Genomic DNA, 18,967 nt, shown 5'->3' with positions numbered 1-18,967 from the left:
ATCAGGCTGCGGCTCAGGATAAGAGCAAACGAATAAGCCGCCGTTGGTATTGCCCGCGGCGGTTTATTATTTTAACCTCCCAGTATCAAACACAACCTAACGTATCCAAATGGAACTGAGCTGGACGAGCCTTTTACCTTCCTTGCTGGCAATCATCTTTGCCATTATTACCCGAAAAGTGTTGTTAGCCCTTATTGGCGGTATCATTCTGGCGAATGTTCTGTTGTTTTGGCCGGCTCCGGAAAGCATTGCCTATGGCACGCTCGACAGCACCTGGGAAACCCTCGTAGACCCCGGCAATATGCTGGTGTGGTTTTTCACGCTGGGTATTGGTGCGTTATTTGGTGTTTTGGAAAAGGGCGGTACATTTAAACAATTCGTTCTCAAACTCGAGCGCAAGCAATGGATAGAAAGCAAGCGCCGGGCACGTTTTATGACCTGGGTACTTGGCGTTATTGTGTTTATTGAGTCTAACGTCACCATTATGATTTCAGGCACTACCTCCCGACCTATTTATGATCGGCTGGGTATCTCTCGCGAGAAACTTGCCTATATTGTTGACTCGACCTGCGCGGCCATTTGTATTCTTATCCCACTCAATGCCTGGGGCGCATTTAACTTAACGCTGATTTCAAAGCAGGGTGTTGAACAGCCGCTAATGGTGTTCATTCAGTCTATAGCCTTTAATTTCTACGCCCTATTTGCGGTTTTGCTGGCGCTTTTTGTCGCTCTGTTCGACTGGAATATCGGGCCAATGAAAACCTTTGAGAAAAATGCGGTGCCCGACCAAGTCTCGAAAAACACTTGGGGCGATGGCCCCGATGAAACCGTCAGCTTTGGTAAAGGAACGGCGGTGGTGCTGACCAGCCTTATTTCGTTAGTGGTTATGGTGCCGGTTATGTTGCTGGTGACCGGGGACGGCGTCTTGGTTGAAGGTGACGGCACGTTGAGTGTCTTCATTGCCATCTACATTGCACTCGGCATCGCGAGTATTGGCACACTGCTGACGCAACCGGTGAATTTAAAAGATATTGCTGAGTACCTTCTCAAAGGGGCCTGGAATATACTGCCGCTGGCGGTCATTTTATGGCTATCAATCGCGCTTGGCGGACTGACTCGAGACTTAGGTACGGGTCAGTTCCTGGCATCGGTGCTCGACGGTTCGGTGTCACTGTGGATGCTCTTGCCGCTTATTTTTGTATTGTCGGCGATTACCGGTTTTTCTATCGGTTCAAGCTGGGGCACGTTTGCCATTATGTTGCCGCTGGCTATCCCTCTGGCGATGACGCTTGGTTTGCCGCCCGCACCATTTATTGCAGCTGCCATTTCCGGCGGTATTTTCGGAGACCACGCATCGCCCATATCAGATACCACCATTATTGCGTCTATGGCGTCAGGCGTCGAGCATATTGACCATGTTAGAACACAGCTGCCGTACGCATTATTAGCGGGCGTAGGCGCAACCTTGGCGTACGCCGTCACGGGGCTGTTAATGTAATTTAAGAATTGGACGGTTTGGCGGCGGACTTGCGACGTGCGCGGAAAAAACGGCGCAGAATGTCGCCACATTCGTCCGCCAAAACACCACCTTCAATGTCTACTTTGTGATTCATTGAGGCATGGTTCAACACCTCAATAGCGGTGCCCGTTGCGCCGGTTCGCGGGTCGCTGGCGCCAAACACTAAGCGCTTAACCCGGGCGTGAGTAATAAGCCCGGCGCACATCGCACAAGGCTCTAACGTAACGTATAGAGTGGAGTCGACTAACCGATAGTTTTCAATAGCCTGCCCAGCGGCACGAATGGCTTGTGCTTCCGCATGAGCTGACGGGTCGGATAAGCTAATGACTTGATTGTAGCCTTCGCCAACAATCTTGTCGTTTAGCACTAATACCGCGCCAACCGGCACTTCGTCCGCTTGTTGGGCTTTTTCGGCAAGCTCGAGCGCTCGCTGCATGTAAATTTCATCGGTTGTCATGGCGGCGATTTTAGCGCAGGATATTACCCAGTACCAGAACAACCATCCGCCCGGGTTTACCGAAGGCAACTCGGGGGCACAGGAGAGCATTATGAAAAAGCTTGCTATCAGTTTATTGTTGGCCAGTAGCGCCACCTTGGGGGCACTGTCATTGCCGGGTCAAGCCCTGGCGCAGCAGTCGCCAATTACCGTCAGCAATGACCTCGAGCAGCAAGTCATTGAATGGCGCCGTCATATTCATGCGAACCCAGAGCTCAGTAACCGAGAGTTTGAAACCGCGAAAATGGTGGAAAAACACCTACGCTCGCTGGGCATGGAGGTCGCAACAGGCGTTGCTCATACTGGCGTTGTTGGGTTGTTAAAAGGAGGGAAGTCGGGGCCGACCATTGCACTTCGTGCCGATATGGACGCCTTGCCGGTAACGGAAAAAACTGATGTCCCTTTCAAGTCGACCGTAACCTCGGAATACCGGGGCAATGAAGTGGGCGTCATGCACGCGTGTGGCCACGATACTCATGTGGCTATGCTCATGGGCGCCGCAACAAAGCTGGCAGAAATGAAAGACCAGTTGGCCGGTAACGTTATGTTTATCTTTCAGCCGGCCGAAGAGGGCGCGCCAGAAGGTGAAGACGGTGGTGCGGAACTGATGCTAAAAGAAGGCTTGTTTGGCGACCTTATTGCCGAGAGTAAGCCTGAGAAAGTATTCGGTATTCACGTTTGGGCCGGTTTCCCGACAGGTCATGTTGGCTACCGCAAAGGGCCACTCATGGCATCGTCTGACCAGTTTGAAATTACCGTTAAAGGTAAACAAACGCACGGGTCCACGCCGTGGGGGGGCGTTGACCCAATCGTCACCTCTGCGCAAATTATTAATAACGCACAAACCATTATTAGTCGCCAAACCAACATCACTAAAGCGCCTGCGGTGCTGTCGTTTGGTATTGTCGAAGGTGGCGTGCGCAATAATATCATTCCGGACGATGTCACCCTTATTGGCACCATCCGCAACTTTGACATGGACATTCGCCGCGACATTCACGCGAAGTTAAAGCACACCGCAGAGAAAACAGCCGAAGCTAACGGTGCTGAAGCGCACGTACACGTTGACTTAGGCTACCCGGTCACGAAGAACGATCCGGAACTGGTCGAGCAAATGCTGCCCATAACAAAAGCCATTGCCGGTGCTGACAAAGTGAAGGAAGTGCCTCTGGTGACAGGCGCAGAAGACTTCTCCTACTATGCACTGGAAGTGCCCGGAATGTTTGTCTTTTTGGGTGTTACGCCACCTGAGCGCGACATGAGCAAAGAGCCGAGCAACCACTCGCCTTACTTCTATGCGGACGAAGATGCACTGAAAACCGGCACCGAGCTGTATGTGAATTGGGCGCTGGAATCACTTTAATATGCCGAAGTCTGCTGTCTATTTTTTAGTTACCTTGTTTTTGGCCGTCACGACACTGACGGCCTGTACCCCACAAACCCGACCGAACGCCATGACGGTTGTGCAGGAACGCCAGGTGCTTCGGGTGGGGACATTAATGAACCCAACCAGTTACTATTTTGACCACGACCGTGAGCAGGGTTTCGAATACGACCTGGCAAAGCGCTTTGCCGACCGGCTTGGGGTGGAGCTGGAAATGGTACCGCGCTTCGATGTGAATGATTTGTTCACTATGTTGCGTCGGGGGGAAGTGGACATTGTCGCTGCTGGCATCGACCGAACGTCCACGCGTGCTCAGCTCTTTCGTTTCAGTCCGCCTTATGATGTGATCAGCCAAAAGGTCGTGTTTAAGCAGGGTTCCCGACAACGCCCCAGAGACTTGCAGCAAATTACCGACGGTGAAATTGTTGTGGTCGAGGGCAGTTCGCACCATGAATTTCTAAAAAGCCTGGGCAACAGCATTCCTACCCTAAAGTGGCGTGCCACCACCGACCACGATGCGGTCGAGTTGCTGCGCATGGTTATCAATGAAGAAATTGATTACACCATTACCGACAGCACAGCGCTGGATATTCAGCGCCGCTTTCATCCTGACTTGAGTGTCGCCTTTACGGTGAAACATGAGCAGGACATTGGTTGGGCATTGCCACAGAGCAGTGATGACTCATTGTATGCCGCGGTTATTGAGTACTTTGGAGAAATTCGAAGCAGCGGCCGGCTGGCGCATATAAAGGAACAGCATTTTGGTCACGTTAAGCAGTTTAACTACGTGACCACCAGTTTGTTTATTGAGGCGGTGGATAACATACTGCCCAAATACAGAGAATTATTTCAAGAACACTCAGGCACTCTGGACTGGCGGCTGTTGGCAGCAATTTCTTATCAGGAGTCGCTGTGGAACCCAAGGGCGGTGTCACCTACCGGCGTGCGGGGCATGATGATGCTGACACTACCCACAGCTAAAGCCATGGGCGTGAAAAGTCGTTTGAACGCAGAGCAAAGCATTCGTGGTGGCGCGCGTTATTTGGAACGCATGTTGGAACGAATACCCGATCGCATTCCTCAACCCGACCGCACCTGGTTTGCGCTAGCGGCCTATAATATTGGTTTTGGGCACTTGGAAGACGCTCGTATTTTGACGGAAAAGCAGGGTGGTAATCCGGACCGTTGGGTCGACGTGAAAAAGCGCCTGCCGTTATTGCGCCAGAAACAGTTCTATCGACAAACCCGCTTTGGCTTCGCCCGTGGTGATGAGCCCGTCACCTATGTCGGCAATATCCGCCGCTTTTACGACACCCTAAAGTATCTCGACGAGCAGGGTAGGTTGTAGCCTGACGTGATTACGTCAGGTGTAATGTTAACGATTTCAAAAAGGTCAATAAAATGAAGAAAATAGCCGCGGCAGCGTTAATCGCGATGACACCAACGCTCACCTGGGCACAAAGCCTGGGTGACACGATTCAACTCGACGTCAATGGCGAATCCATTGAGGCGACCCTCGCAGAGCGGCTTTCTTCGCAAAACAGCTACCGTTTGACCTTTGAGACCGCCAGTGGCGATACTCAACACCTCGGCTTTATGCACCGACGCGGTGACAACCAGCTCATTTCAATCACTCATCCGCAGGTCGGCTCGGTAACCATCCGCGTGGTTAACGGTAAAACGGTCATTGAAAACACCAATTCATCGCCCGCAGAGCCGAAGCAACCCAAAACAGAGCGTACGACAACAACCGCTGTGAATGCGCGGGCGCTGCCTCAGAAAGCTTACTTAGCCAATAAAGCGGCGGCCCCGGCAGACGAGGTTCAGTTATTCGATAATTCGTTGGATGTTTTATTTATCTACGATGATCGATTGTTGGGTTATGCCGACGACAATGGGTACGACTTGGAGCTTGCTATTCAAGGTGCAGTCGATACAAGCAATGCGATTTTTCAACGCTCAAGCTTACCCGTCACCATGGCCATAGCCGGCGTAGAGCCTTTCAGACCAGAAAGCACAACCGACTTTCCCAATGAAAACCCGGATACCATACTGGATGAGCTTATAAACGATCAGCGAGTAATACGACTGGTGGATCGTTACAAAGCCGACGTGGTGCATTTTGTTGGGGCTGAAAACCCTGACCTATGCGGTATTGCATTTAGGGCGTCCGACTTTAACACCAATGATAACCGAGTGAACTTTGTTAGTGGTGGCTCAAACGCCGGCTATACGGCTATAGAGTGCATGGGGAACGGTACGGTTGCCCATGAAGTCGGGCATAATTTTGGTTTACGTCATGATCGCTATACCCTTGCGGATAACTCAAGCGGCGGTGAAGGAGAACAGGAAGACTTTCATATTCCTTACGGCTACATTGAGGACGAAGGTCGTTTCTATACAACCATGTCATATGGCTCGGTTTGTCGTAGCGAGTTTAGCACTGGCGACTGTTCAAGCGAAGCCGCATTCTCAAGCCCTGACATTGTCGACAGCAACTATGGCTTACCGCTAGGCAAAGCAGAAAAAGAGATTGATGCCGCCAATGCAAGCTTGGCCGCACAACGTAGCAGCGTTATTTGGGCAAATAATGGTTCACGAAACAATGTGGCGGGCATGCAAACGGAGCGTACCGGCAATGACGTGCTAACGTTCAGTTGGCCTCGTGTCGAAGGCGCTGACAAATACGTGGTCGCGAGCGGTGCTTGCGAACAATACACCGGGCTATCACAAGCCGCTTTACTGTCAGAGGACGGCGTAACCAATAATGCCGTCGCTTATCAGGCAGCCTCGTTACCTGATGCAATTTGCATCATTGCCGTTGAACAAATCAATCAAGACACAGCCCGCTGGCGCTTCGTCAGCAACGCAAGCTTTAGTGGAGACTATACCGACGCCGCTGCAAACTACCTCTTACTCGACAACAACGTCGTCAGTTTGGTGGAAGCCGATGATCAATCTCAGGTAACGATTGAGCTCTCGGATGAAAACACCGACAACGCCGCTATTCAGCTAGCGCTTCCGGTAACCGCTAGTGGCACCGACGTCAGTCAGCAAATCGGTATCGACAATGCCGCAGAGTGGTTCAGCTGGGAAGTGGCTGGTTCCGGCGCTTCCCGAACAATGACCATAACGCTCAAACAGTCATTAGCCGACATTAGTGCGGGGCTGGATAAAGACAATGTTCATAACCCCTATCACTTGCCTTTAAAGGTGGTGAACACCAACGCTGCGGACTTTTCCGTGTCCAGTGGTTTGTGGGTAGACCCGGACTCCATGACAGGCGGCGCTGCCCAGGCATTTATCAGCCAGGGAGAGCGGGTTGGAGAGGTCATGACGCTGGACTCGGCTGTCAGTGTGTATAACGTACCGGCGGATGTTGCCATTACTGTTAACGATGCTGAGGGGCTTATTGAAAACTTCAGCGCGACAGAAGTTGAATCGGCCGTTGAAGGTGAGCGGCGCATTCAGCTAACGGGTGAAACACCGTCCGTGGACGATGCGTTGTCTGTGCCACTGCAAATCAACTTTAGTGACGGTAGTGACAGCATTAATGTGTCTCTCACTATAGAGCCTCGCGCCATTGCGCCGACCATACGAAGCTTCCGGGCCAGTAATACAATAGCAGGGCAGAGCGTGTCATTAACCGCAACGGTGACCGACGCTGACGGCAACTTAGATGCGCCAAGCATTGAGGTCGCCCGAGTGAATAGTGACGGCAGCGAAACCACTGTGTCCAACGTCAATTATGAGGGGGATACGGCCACTGCATCATTAGGCAGTCTGTCTACCGGTGAGTATGAATATCGCCTGACCGCCAGCGACACCGAGGGTAACAGCGAGACCACAACGACCCGTTTTACCGTTAGCGAAGCGCCGTCAGAGGGCGGCAGCGGCGGTAATGCAGCCTGGTTATTATTATTGGTGCCAGTCGCGTGGTTAGTGCGTCGGAAAAGGGCTACTTAAACTGTAGCTCTTTGTAACTGAAGTTGGCTTTCACTTCTTTTTGCATCCACTCGAGCATCACGAAGCATCGTGACTCGCCGTCAAGCTGAACAATTTTAGCAAGGAATCCACGGAACGGACCTTGCTGAATTTCGACGCTATCACCCACTTTCGGGGCTTGTTCATCGGTCAGCTCGTCAACGCCTTTCATGTCGTCGACCCACTGTTGTGGAATTTTGGGAATGTTGTTACCAAACCTGAGAACGCCAGCCACACCATAGGTACTGCGTATTTTGTAAAACTGCTCAATGATATCGTCCAGCTTCACAAACAAGTAATTCGGAAACATGGGCTCAACAACTGACGTACGAACGCCACGACGAAGTTTTTTCACCGTTAACTTAGGCGCAAACACCTCAAACCCTTGGTTTTCCAGGTTTAATGCGGCGCGCTCTTCCTGTTTAGGCTTCGTGCGAATAACGTACCAAACGTCACTATCGAGCTGGCTCATAACACATCCTTTCCTTTATTGGCGGCGGATCTTTCCATATTAACCTATACGACGCAAGCGTATTGACTTGAGCGTTCACTCAAGGCATCTTAACGCAAAATTAACAATACGGAGCAACAAATGGAATTTAATCACGGTGGTTTCTGGCTACGTTTAGCGGCAGCTATTATCGACACTATTATCACGCAATTGGGCTTAACCATTATCGGTGTCATTATCGGCATTTTCGTCGGTATATTTATGGGCGCTGCGGGTTCACCAATGGGTGATATTGAAATGGTCGCCGGTGGTATTGGTTACGTTATCGGTATCGTTGGTCAGTGGTTGTATTTCACCATTTTTGAAATCTCTGGCTGGATGGCAACACCAGGCAAAAAAATTCTGGGTCTGCAGGTCACCGACATGAACGGTCAGCAAATCGGCTTTGGCCGTGCGAATGGTCGTTACTGGGGTAAAATCGTGTCAGCGCTTCTCCTCATGGTTGGTTTTATCATGATAGCCTTCACCGAGAAAAAGCAGGGTTTACATGACATTATGGCTGGCACCTTAGTCATCAAAAAGCCGTCGGCATAAAATCATTGCAAAAAACTGGGGCGGCAAGGTAAGCTGAAAAGGTCTTTCAACGTAATAAAGGCCTAAGTCTATGCGAGCCAACCGCCTCAGACGAGAAAATAACTCCCGCCGCCGCGCTGTTATCCGCAAGCGCCGTCAGCGCATTATTGAACGCCGCGAAAAGTGGTTTCGCTTAGTCCAGAAAGAAGGCACCCCCAAGGTCGAGTAACGAGGTGCAACCACCCGCATTTTACTGTATAATCCGCCAGCAAAAATCGCCCAGCTTTGGAGACCTTGCTTGTGGAAATCTACCGCGGTGCACCAGCCTTATCAGCCTTTAAAACAACGAAGCAACTCGAGCAACTGAAACAGGCCGGCTTGCCGGTTAACGAACTTTATGCCGAGTACCAGCATTTCGTAGATTTGCACAATGAACTGACCGACGAACATCGTTCAGTACTGGTGCAGTTGCTTAAGTATGGCCCGGAATTACCCGCCCATGAGCCAGAAGGCGCGCTCATATTAGTGACGCCACGCATTGGTACTATCTCCCCCTGGGCGTCCAAAGCCACTGACATTGCGCACAATTGCGGCTTAAAAAACATCCACAGAGTGGAGCGCGGTACAGCGTATTACTTGAAAGGAGACTTGTCTGCTGAAGAACTGAAACAAGCCGCTGCGTTATTGCACGATCGCATGACGGAAAGTGTCCTGTACGACATGGACGACGCGCGCCAGTTGTTCCGTACACAAGATCCTCAGCCATTGTCGTCTGTTGATATCTTAGCGGGCGGACGCGAGGCGTTGGCGCAGGCTAATATCAATTTAGGTCTGGCACTGGCCGACGATGAAATTGACTACCTTGTCGATAACTTCCAGAAGCTTGAACGTAATCCGAACGACATCGAACTCTATATGTTTGCGCAGGCCAACTCTGAGCACTGTCGTCATAAAATTTTCAATGCCGACTGGACTATCGACGGCCAAGAGCAGCCTAAGTCGCTGTTCAAAATGATTAAAAACACCTTCGAAACCACGCCGGACTACGTGCTTTCAGCATACAAAGACAACGCCGCCGTTATGGAAGGGCACGAAGCCGGACGCTTTTACCCGCAGCCGGACAGCATGAGCTATGGCTACCATCACGAGCCTGTGCATATTCTTATGAAAGTAGAAACGCACAACCACCCAACGGCTATTTCCCCATACCCGGGTGCCGCAACCGGCTCCGGCGGTGAAATTCGCGATGAAGGCGCCACAGGCGTGGGCTCAAAACCGAAAGCCGGTTTGGTGGGCTTTAGTGTCTCGAACCTGAACATTCCGGGGTTCAGGCAACCGTGGGAAGAAAACTACGGCAAGCCAGCGCGCATTGTGTCAGCACTGGACATTATGCTGGAAGGCCCATTAGGCGGCGCTGCTTTTAATAACGAATTTGGTCGTCCGGCGCTGACGGGGTATTTTCGTACCTATGAGCAAACCGTCGATAGTCACAACGGCCTTGAAACACGCGGGTATCACAAGCCCATTATGATAGCCGGTGGTATGGGTAACATTCGCGAAGCGCATGTCCAAAAAGGGGACATTCCGGTTGGCGCTAAATTAGTTGTTTTGGGTGGCCCGGCAATGAACATTGGACTGGGCGGTGGCGCGGCATCCTCCATGGCGTCAGGTGAATCGACTGAAGACTTAGACTTTGCTTCTGTACAACGTGAAAACCCGGAAATGGAACGCCGTTGTCAGGAAGTGATTGACCGCTGCTGGCAGCTGGGCGCTGAAAACCCAATTGCTTTTATCCATGACGTGGGCGCCGGCGGTTTGTCGAATGCCATGCCGGAACTCGTCAGCGACGGCGGTCGTGGCGGTAAGTTCGAGCTGCGTGACATTCCGAACGACGAGCCGGGCATGACGCCATTGGAAATTTGGTGTAACGAGTCGCAAGAGCGTTACGTTATTGCCATCGCACCGGAAAACCTGGCGCGCTTTGAAGCCATTTGCGAACGCGAGCGTGCCGAGTACGCTGTCATTGGTGAAGCCACCGAAGAGCTGACGGTGTTGCTGAACGACGCCAAGTTCTCAAATCAACCTATCGATCTGTCGTTGGATATTCTGCTCGGCAAGCCGCCGAAAATGCACCGTGATGTTGAAACCAAGCAAGCAAGCGGTGTCGATTTGCACTTAGAAGGTGTCGATATTAATGACGCTGCAGACCGCTTATTGCGCTTACCGGCTATCGCCGAGAAAACCTTCCTGATTACCATTGGTGACCGCAGTGTCACCGGTCTGGTGGCTCGCGACCAAATGGTTGGCCCGTGGCAAATTCCGGTCGCAGACGTAGCGGTAACCGCCGCCAGTTATGACAGCTACCATGGTGAAGCCATGGCTATGGGTGAGCGCACACCGCTGGCTTTATTGAACTTTGGCGCGTCGGCGCGCATGGCAGTTGCCGAGTCATTAACCAACATTGCCGCCGCTGATATTGGCGACTTAAAACGCATTAAATTGTCAGCTAACTGGATGTCAGCCGCCGGTCACCCGGGTGAAGACGCGGGCTTATACGAAGCCGTGAAAGCGGTGGGTGAAGAATTGTGCCCGGAACTGGGCATCACCATTCCGGTGGGTAAAGACTCCATGTCGATGAAAACCCAATGGCAGGACGACGGCGAAGACAAAGCCGTGACGGCACCATTAAGCTTAATTATTACGGCGTTTGGTCGTGTGAATGACATTCGTGCGACATTGACGCCGCAGCTGCGCACCGACAAAGGTCAGTCGCATCTGGTGCTTATTGACTTAGGTCAGGGCAAGAATCGTTTGGGCGGCTCTGCGCTGGCGCAAGTGTATCAGCAGCTGGGTAAAGAAACGCCGGATCTCGACGACACCAACGTATTCAAGGCGTTTTTCAATACCACGCAGCAATTGGTTACAGAAGGTCGGTTGCTGGCTTATCATGACCGGTCCGACGGCGGTTTGTTCGGTACCGTGGCGGAAATGGCTTTTGCTGGTAACTGCGGTGTGAATATCGCGTTAGATGAGCTTGGCGAAAATAACCTGGCGGCACTGTTCAATGAAGAACTGGGCGCGGTTATTCAGGTGAGCGACGAGCAGTATCGAAACGTCATGGACGCGTACGCGACAGCCGGTTTAGGCGACTGCGTAAAACGCATTGGTGAGCCAACCAATGAAGACGCCATTGTCTTTACGCGCGAAGGGAAAAGCGTGCTGGCTCAAAGTCGTACCCACTGGCGTACAGTATGGGCCGAAACAACGCATCAAATGCAGAGCCTGCGCGACAACCCAGTGTGTGCTGACGAAGAATTCCGCTTGAAACAACGTGCCGACAATCCGGGCTTACAAGCGGACTTAACCTTTGATCCGGCAGAAGATATTGCGGCGCCTTATATTGCTAAAGGTGTTTCACCGAAAGTAGCAATTCTGCGCGAGCAGGGCGTGAACTCGCACTATGAAATGGCGGCGGCATTCGACCGCGCCGGCTTCGAAGCGGTTGACGTACACATGAGTGACATTTTAGCTGGACGTGTATCGTTGGAAGACATGCAGGCACTGGCAGCTTGTGGCGGATTCTCCTACGGTGACGTGCTGGGCGCCGGCGAAGGCTGGGCTAAGTCCATTCTGTTTAATGATCGCGCGCGCGAACAATTTGAAGCTTTCTTTAATCGCAATGATACGTTGGCGCTAGGCGTGTGTAATGGCTGCCAAATGTTGTCGACGTTAAAATCGCTGATTCCGGGTACCGACCACTGGCCGCGTTTTGTCACCAACCGCAGCGAGCGCTTTGAAGCCCGCTTCAGCCTAGTGGAAGTGCAAAAGTCTGCGTCGCTTTTCTTAGGTGACATGGCAGGCTCGCGTATGCCAATTGCCGTATCACACGGCGAAGGCCGCGCTGAGTTTGCTAACGCACAGCAACAAAGCCAGTTAGAGCAGAACGCTCAGGTCGCACTGCGTTACATCGACAACTGGGGCGAAGTGGCCGAGCAATACCCGGCTAACCCGAACGGCTCGCCGCAAGGCATTACCGCTGTGACCAGCGAAGATGGGCGCATCACCGCCATGATGCCGCACCCGGAACGGGTCTTCCGCACCGTGGCCAACAGCTGGCACCCAGACGAGTGGGGTGAAGACAGCCCATGGATGCGTATGTTCCGCAACGCCCGCAAACACCTCGGATAACCGAGGCTCTTCGAATCACCCGAATCGTTGCAGTAGTTGGGCGACCATGGGGTGTTCGAAGGGACGTTTCAGGGTAATGGCGTAGAAGTGCTCGAAGACGTTAGGTAAGGTCAGGTAGCGTTTGAGCTGGCCGCCGGTCAGCTCGTCACGCACAACAACGTCGGGAATGACCGCCAATGCGCCGGTGTCACGGGCAAGCAGACGCAGCATAGCCATGTCGTCGGCTTCGGCCAATACCCGCGGCTGCCAGTTGTACTCCGCGCTGAGCATGTCAAAGGCTGACCGAAGCGGCATATTTTCCGGGGGCAATACCCAATTTTGCCCCACTAATGCTTCAGAGGTTAACCGTTCAATATCGCGTCCAACGGGCCCAATCACTGACACCGGCTGCCGAGCCAGCAAACGACTTTGCCAAAGCTGCTTGTCACTGCCGCGCACATTGGTATTGGCCAACGCAATATCAATTTGATGATTCGCCAATTCATTAAACAACTGGTCGGGCGTCATTGAGTGCAATCGATAATTTACCTTCTGCTGATGCACCAAGTCATTAATAAAGGCCTCGACAAAGTTGCGCGACATGGTCGAAGCATGACCAATACGAATCACCACGTCGTCACCGGTTTGACCATGCTTCAACTGATTCACCAGGCTTTCACCTTCGTGAAAAATTCGGCTGGCGTATTGGCGTGCAATATATCCCGCCTCGGTCAGCACAAGCTGACGCCCTTGCCGTTCAAATAGAGGCGTCCCAAACCACTCTTCCAGCTGTTTAATCTGCGCCGACAATGCCGACTGCGATACATGCAGCTTCTGCGCCGTTTGTGTTAAGTGACCACTTTCCGCCACATGCCAAAAATAAAACAGATGTTTGTAATTCATATTGCCAGCCAAAGTTCATAAAAATAGAACGAAACCATAATATATATCTATTTTACTTAACATCAACAAAACATCCATAATTCACGTCAACATAAAACCCTCCAAACGAGGTACCAACGACGTGTTATTGACAGAATGGCTCACATTTTCAGGTATACGCCCGGTGTTACTGGCATTGGTCGTCGTTTTGGCCTTCGTGGTCACCAACTACGCCCGAACCAACTTCCGGCTTGACCCGCGTCGCCGCTCCTTTATCACCAAACTCATTGGCTGCCTGACCGCCGTTCTCATACTCATTGTCAGTAACAACATCGTTGTCTTTTTCGCCGCGTGGATGGCAATAAGCCTGCAACTGCACAGCTTGCTCATGTTCTACCCGGAGCGTGATCGCGCCGTGCTCGCTGCTCACAAAAAATTCATTCTGGCGCGCTGCTCGGAAACTTTCCTCGGTACCGCACTTTTGCTCATGTACCTGCACACCGGCAGCTTACAACTCGACACCATTTTACAAAGCGTCACTGTAGCCAACACCGAAACCAACGCGTCGCCGCCACTGATTCAACACGTCGCCGCGCTCTGTCTGGTCATGGCGGCACTCATAAAGTGCGCTCAGTTACCTCTGCACGGCTGGCTGATTCAGGTCGTCGAAGCGCCAACACCGGTATCCGCCTTGCTACACGCGGGCATCATTAACTTGGGTGGTTTTCTGCTACTCGCCAGCACACCTATCTGGGGCAACAGCACCGTCGCTGTCTGGTTACTCTGCTTAGTGTCCGCCGCCTCTTGCTGTTTCGCGGCACTCATTATGGCGACCCGCATCAGCATTAAAGTCCGCCTCGCCTGGTCGACCTGCGCACAAATGGGGTTGATGTTACTGGAAATAGGCTTGGGCTATTACGACTTAGCCTTACTGCACTTAGTCGCACACTCCGTTTATAAAGCTCATGCGTTCCTGTCGGTTAGCGAGGTCGCTATTATCAGGCAACCGCAAGCCCGCTCACTGTGGCGTGTTGGTGTCATATTCATCGCCTTTCAGGCTATTGTCGCTGCCGCCTGCGGGTGGTGGCTGAATGACCCGAAATGGTTACCGTCAGCGCTGCTGGCGATGGCGCTCACCACCATATGGATGAACCTGTACCAACCGCTGTTACGAGTCGGTGTGTCAGTGCTTACTATCGCCGTTTACCTCGCACTAGGCGCACTGGCGCAGCAGGTTATCGAGCCACAACAACTGACGCAACCCTGGTTGGAGCCGCTCATCGCACTGCTGTTCAATGCCTTTGCCTTTACCTACTGGTTAGTGCACCACACGCCGTCGCACAGCCTTAGCCAACGTTGGTTTATCACCTTAAACGCAGGGTTGTACCTGGACGAATGGCTGACCCGCTTTGTGCTCTGGTTATGGCCAAGCCACCCCATTGAGTATTACCAGCGCCGCAGTCAAAAAGAGGGCTTATCATGATTTCTGTCAGTCGTTTTGTGTCTATCGCTGAGCAAGTGAGCCAGTCGGTTGCCCCGCAGTGGCCATTATCTCAGTGGATAGCCGTGAATCCATTCTGGCAATATCGCAATAAGCCGGTGGAAGACGTTGCTGCGCATTGGCGCTACAGTGCGGGTAGCCAGCTGCTCATGAGTCCCGACTTCTACTGGAAAAAATGGCAACAAAACGACATTGACAAGCAGCATGTCACCGACAAAATGGTCGAGCAGTTGCAGCAGCGTGTCAGTATTATTAAGCCAATACCGCAGTGGCAAAACCTGAGTCGCCTGGTCGACAAGTATCAGCAACGCAGTCGGAAAATGCGCTGGAACGAGGAAGTGGTGTTGCAAATTAGCCAAACCTGCGGTCTGTTTATGCAGTTTCCTAAGCGCTTTCAGGAAGAGGGCAGTGACAGTTCGTTATACAGCCATTGGCTAACCATTTCACGGGCCGACCGCGGTATCGAAACATTAATGGATGAAGGCGACCTAAACGAGCTTTTCGCAGAGCTGCCCGACGACCCGCACGAACTCATTAAAGTTTGTCAGGCCAGCTTTATGACCGACGCCTCAGACGATGCGCTGCAGTGCTATTGCCAGGCACTGATCAGCGACTTATGGGGCTGGGCGGCGGCATTCGCGTATCAGGATGCGCGTCAGGACAGCCAATGGGTGTTTGAACTCTTGTGCATTCGTTTGGCCTGGGAGTACCTGCTGTGGCACTTAGCCGAGCGAACCAATACCTCCGTTCACGAACAACTGAAAGCTAGCTTCAATGAACAGCTCGACCATTGCTTTGGTTGGGTTGGCTATGCGCAGCAGTACAACGAGTTGCTGTGGAAATGGCAAACCGCTTATGAACGTTCGCAAGTGGCGCGTCTTCAGTTTACTGACTCAACAGCCGAACAACCGTCAAAAAGTCCGGACATACAAGCGGTGTTTTGTATTGACGTGCGCTCCGAGCGATACCGTAGAGCGTTGGAAAAAGCGGGCCAAGCGATAGGCAAACGAGTTCAGACCAAAGGCTTTGCCGGCTTTTTCGGGGTGCCGTTAGGGGTTGAACAGCGCACCGGTAAAACGCCGCATGTGCCCGGCTTGTTGCAACCGTCGTATTACATTAAAGCCCCTGAGCAAAAACAAACGACGATGTCGCTGCTGACCAACTTATTCAACACGCCGGTCTCCATGTTCAGTGGTGTGGAAGCCCTGGGGTTAAGCAAGCTGAAATCTCTGCTGGCTGGCATACCAGGAAAAATTGACCGGGCCGCTGAACATACCCATGCAACCATCTGCAATGAAGATGGGGAAGTTTCAACGGACGCATTGGTGGCCGTGTGCGAACAGGCGCTGGCCGGTATGCAATTCCAGAGTTTTGGGCGGCATGTCCTGCTGGTTGGGCATGGTTCGCACCATAGCAATAATGCGCAACGTGCCGGAATGAACTGTGGTGCCTGCGGCGGTCAGACCGGCGCATTAAGTGCAAGGGTGCTGGCGCGGCTACTCAACGACGCCGACATCCGTGAACATTTGCGTGAGCGAGGCGTCGACATTCCATCGAAAACGCGTTTTTATTCTGCTTTGCACGAAACCGTTACTGACAACATTGTTTGGCTATCGGAGGCCGTGCCCGGAGAGGTCAAACAAGTATTTGCGCACGCCAGTGAATCGCTTGCAGCGAATGCGGAAGCCTCCGAGAAAGCGCGTAAAAAACGATCCAGTCACTGGGCTGAACTGCGCCCTGAGTGGGGCCTGGCCGACAATAATACGCTATTTTTCGGGCGTGCCGGACGGCTGTCGTCTGCCGATACCATCGGTAGTCGCTTCCTGCACGACTACTACAGCGAGAACGATCCCAACGGCGCGTTGTTGACGCAACTGTTCAGTGCGCCGGGCTTGGTTGCGAACTGGATAAACTGGCAATACTACTGCTCAGTGACCGACCCGAAGCAATTAGGTAGCGGCAACAAGCTGCTTCATAACCGCGTTGCCAATGACATAGGCGTGTTTGAAGGTAACGGCGGTGACTTAAGGCAAGGGCTTGCCTGGCAGTCCGTGCATGACGGCAAAGACTTTGTGCACCGCCCTATGCGCCTGCAGGTTATTGTCGAAGCCAGCGAAGCGATCATTCAAAAGGCGTTGGCAAGCGCTGAAGACTTTAACCACCTGTTCCAGCACGACTGGATAAACCTGTATCGACTCGATGAACGAGGTGAGCTATGTCCAGTAACCAAGTGAATACCGCCCAGGCAGTTACCTGCTGCACAATGAAAGAGTTGTACGATGTGGTGCGTACAAGACCATTCAACCAGCCCTTTGCGGTGCATTACCAGGACGGGCGCACCGATTTCGGGCTTAATTCCGAAGAAGACTTGAGAGCCAGCCTCCGGAGTCATGGCAACCCGTTTTTAAAAGACCCGGTGGATATCTCGGTAGCCTGATGTATCTAGATGTAGCCTGACGTTATTGACGTCAGGTGCGATCTATCAATCAACATCCACACCATACCGCTCGCGAATTTTCTCGGCCAAAGCAGCCCGCGCATCGGGCTCGCCGTGAATTAAACGTATGCGCTTCACCGGCTCTTCGGTGGCGTCTATAAAGTCTAAAAGCTCTTGTTGGTCGGCATGGGCGGAGTAGCCGCCTAAGGTATAAATACCCGCCTTTATGTCAATACGCTCGTGGTCTAAGTCGACATAACCACCGCGTGGACCGTAGGTTTGTATATCGCGTCCCGGGGTTCCGGCAGCCTGATAGCCTACAAACAAGACATCCGTTCGTGGGTCGGGTAGCAAGGCTTTTAAATAATTCAACATACGCCCTCCGGTACACACGCCGCTAGCAGCAATAACAATGCAGGGGTCGCCGCTGTTTTTTAAGTAATTCACCACGCGCTCATGGTCACTGTGGTCGTCTACCTTCATTAGGCGGTCGAAATTCAGCGGGTGTCGGTCTTCTTCGACCCGTGCCAATGCCTCTTCGTCCCACAACGCCTTCATGGCTCGGTACTGCTTAGTAAATTGCGCGGCCAGTGGGGAATCTAAAATCACCGTCATTTTTTGCCATACGGGGTCTGCAACGCCGGTTTTCGCCTCACGAGCCCGTGCTTTATAAATAATGTCTTCTAACTCGTACAGCAGCTCTTGCGTGCGACCAATACTAAACGCGGGAATGAGAATAGTGCCTTTGTTTTCCACACAACGCTCCACCACCGACTTCAGGCGCTGTTCGCGGTCAAGGCGCGACTCGTGGTTTTTATCGCCGTAGGTGCTTTCCAACAATAACCAGTCAGCACGCTCTAGTGGCGTTGGGTCGGGCAGTAGTGGCGTGTTTTTACAACCCAGGTCACCTGAGAAGACCACGCGGTAGTGAGTATTCACATTCTCAATTTCCACATAAGACGAGCCCAGAATATGCCCGGCCTGACGAAAGCGCAGTTTAAAGCGCTCAGTAGAATAGTCAGCAGGCAGCTCTAGCCAGGCATCGTACTCCACCGGCTGCAGCTGGCGCTGCAGACGAGCCATCACCGCATTAATAATGTCGGCGTTGCGGGTTAAGCCCACTTTCAACGCGTCCTCAATCACTAGCGGTAACAAATGCGCGGTAGCTTTCGTGCAGTATATAGGGCCGCTAAAGCCCGCAATCAGCAACCAGGGAATGCGGCCTACGTGGTCAATGTGGCAGTGAGTCACCACCAACGCCTGCACCTTGCTAATATCGAAGTCAATTTCCTGCGTGTTGGAATCCGCACCAGAACCCGAGGTCTCCGCCCCCTGAAACAGCCCGCAGTCAATTAAAAGTGAGTGGCCACTGTCTAACAACAGTTCGTGGCAAGAGCCCGTAACCCCTTCAAACGCACCGTGATGAATAACATCCATGTGTTCGTTCCTTTTTGTTTAAAACAAATAGGCTACAAAAAACGTCGGAAATGCGCTATCGGACAAAAGGGTGATATTAGGCAATTGGAAGGAACTAACCGCTTAAAATATCATCAATTACTAACAATAAAGCCTT

General features: G+C 52.3%; 14 protein-coding genes. 10 read left to right on the top strand and 4 right to left on the bottom strand.

Going from position 1 to position 18,967, the window contains the following annotated elements; all coding sequences use genetic code 11:
• The first annotated feature begins 109 nt into the window (after positions 1 to 109).
• Entirely contained in the window at positions 110 to 1,498 is a 1,389-nt protein-coding gene (locus CEW91_RS09990; protein ID WP_088768814.1) for a Na+/H+ antiporter NhaC family protein, read from the top strand.
• A gap of 1 nt (position 1,499) precedes the next feature.
• On the opposite strand, the gene tadA is transcribed toward CEW91_RS09990, so the two are convergent.
• On the bottom strand, positions 1,500 to 1,955 hold the full coding sequence (gene tadA / locus CEW91_RS09985; RefSeq protein ID WP_232506959.1) for a tRNA adenosine(34) deaminase TadA: 456 nt from the start codon (positions 1,953 to 1,955) through the stop codon (positions 1,500 to 1,502).
• 112 nt (positions 1,956 to 2,067) lie between these two features.
• Here tadA and CEW91_RS09980 point away from each other — a divergent pair, with 112 nt between their 5' ends.
• Genes CEW91_RS09980 through CEW91_RS09970 form a run of 3 tightly spaced genes read left to right on the top strand, consistent with a single transcriptional unit; the run spans position 2,068 to position 7,365 of the window.
• Positions 2,068 to 3,378 (top strand): amidohydrolase, encoded by a 1,311-nt coding sequence (locus CEW91_RS09980; protein WP_088769405.1) that lies wholly within the window; start codon positions 2,068 to 2,070, stop codon positions 3,376 to 3,378.
• A 1-nt stretch (position 3,379) separates the two neighbouring features.
• The gene (gene mltF, locus CEW91_RS09975) at positions 3,380 to 4,747 is read left to right on the top strand and encodes a membrane-bound lytic murein transglycosylase MltF (RefSeq protein ID WP_088768812.1); all 1,368 of its coding nucleotides are present in this window, start codon (positions 3,380 to 3,382) and stop codon (positions 4,745 to 4,747) included.
• 53 nt (positions 4,748 to 4,800) lie between these two features.
• A complete protein-coding gene (locus CEW91_RS09970) occupies positions 4,801 to 7,365 on the top strand; it encodes a zinc-dependent metalloprotease family protein (RefSeq protein ID WP_088768811.1) in 2,565 nt (854 codons plus the stop codon).
• Here the strand turns inward: CEW91_RS09970 and rfaH are convergent.
• On the bottom strand, positions 7,358 to 7,855 hold the full coding sequence (gene rfaH, locus CEW91_RS09965; RefSeq protein WP_088768810.1) for a transcription/translation regulatory transformer protein RfaH: 498 nt from the start codon (positions 7,853 to 7,855) through the stop codon (positions 7,358 to 7,360). The genes CEW91_RS09970 and rfaH overlap by 8 nt on opposite strands.
• A gap of 120 nt (positions 7,856 to 7,975) precedes the next feature.
• On the opposite strand from rfaH, the gene CEW91_RS09960 reads away from it, so the two are divergent.
• The 3 genes from CEW91_RS09960 to purL all read left to right on the top strand — a co-directional run bounded on the left by CEW91_RS09960 (position 7,976) and on the right by purL (position 12,595).
• Positions 7,976 to 8,428 (top strand): RDD family protein, encoded by a 453-nt coding sequence (locus tag CEW91_RS09960; RefSeq protein ID WP_088768809.1) that lies wholly within the window; start codon positions 7,976 to 7,978, stop codon positions 8,426 to 8,428.
• Positions 8,429 to 8,498: 70 nt separating this feature from the next.
• The gene (locus tag CEW91_RS12305) at positions 8,499 to 8,636 is read left to right on the top strand and encodes a hypothetical protein (RefSeq protein WP_157776081.1); all 138 of its coding nucleotides are present in this window, start codon (positions 8,499 to 8,501) and stop codon (positions 8,634 to 8,636) included.
• A 71-nt stretch (positions 8,637 to 8,707) separates the two neighbouring features.
• Positions 8,708 to 12,595, top strand: coding sequence for a phosphoribosylformylglycinamidine synthase (gene purL / locus CEW91_RS09955; protein WP_088769404.1), 3,888 nt, complete (start codon positions 8,708 to 8,710; stop codon positions 12,593 to 12,595).
• 15 nt (positions 12,596 to 12,610) lie between these two features.
• On the opposite strand, the gene CEW91_RS09950 is transcribed toward purL, so the two are convergent.
• The gene (locus tag CEW91_RS09950; protein WP_088768808.1) at positions 12,611 to 13,477 is read right to left on the bottom strand and encodes a LysR family transcriptional regulator; all 867 of its coding nucleotides are present in this window, start codon (positions 13,475 to 13,477) and stop codon (positions 12,611 to 12,613) included.
• A 127-nt stretch (positions 13,478 to 13,604) separates the two neighbouring features.
• Here CEW91_RS09950 and CEW91_RS09945 point away from each other — a divergent pair, with 127 nt between their 5' ends.
• From CEW91_RS09945 to CEW91_RS09935, 3 genes are read left to right on the top strand one after another with little or no spacing between them, the layout of a single operon-like run.
• Entirely contained in the window at positions 13,605 to 14,939 is a 1,335-nt protein-coding gene (locus CEW91_RS09945) for an NADH-quinone oxidoreductase subunit L (RefSeq protein WP_088769403.1), read from the top strand.
• Complete coding sequence (locus tag CEW91_RS09940; RefSeq protein ID WP_088768807.1) at positions 14,936 to 17,191, top strand: putative inorganic carbon transporter subunit DabA; 2,256 nt, start codon at positions 14,936 to 14,938, stop codon at positions 17,189 to 17,191. Before CEW91_RS09945 ends, CEW91_RS09940 begins: the two co-directional genes overlap by 4 nt.
• The gene (locus CEW91_RS09935) at positions 17,173 to 17,394 is read left to right on the top strand and encodes a hypothetical protein (RefSeq protein WP_088768806.1); all 222 of its coding nucleotides are present in this window, start codon (positions 17,173 to 17,175) and stop codon (positions 17,392 to 17,394) included. The genes CEW91_RS09940 and CEW91_RS09935 overlap by 19 nt, the downstream gene beginning before the upstream one ends.
• Before the next feature lie 45 nt (positions 17,395 to 17,439).
• Here the strand turns inward: CEW91_RS09935 and CEW91_RS09930 are convergent, their stop codons facing one another.
• Complete coding sequence (locus CEW91_RS09930; protein ID WP_088768805.1) at positions 17,440 to 18,831, bottom strand: MBL fold metallo-hydrolase RNA specificity domain-containing protein; 1,392 nt, start codon at positions 18,829 to 18,831, stop codon at positions 17,440 to 17,442.
• Positions 18,832 to 18,967: the final 136 nt, after the last annotated feature.

This window comes from Idiomarina piscisalsi (assembly GCF_002211765.1).
GTDB classification, from domain to species: domain Bacteria; phylum Pseudomonadota; class Gammaproteobacteria; order Enterobacterales; family Alteromonadaceae; genus Idiomarina; species Idiomarina piscisalsi_A.
Note: the sequence above shows the minus strand (reverse complement) of the source record. Positions and strands in the feature narration are given on the sequence as shown.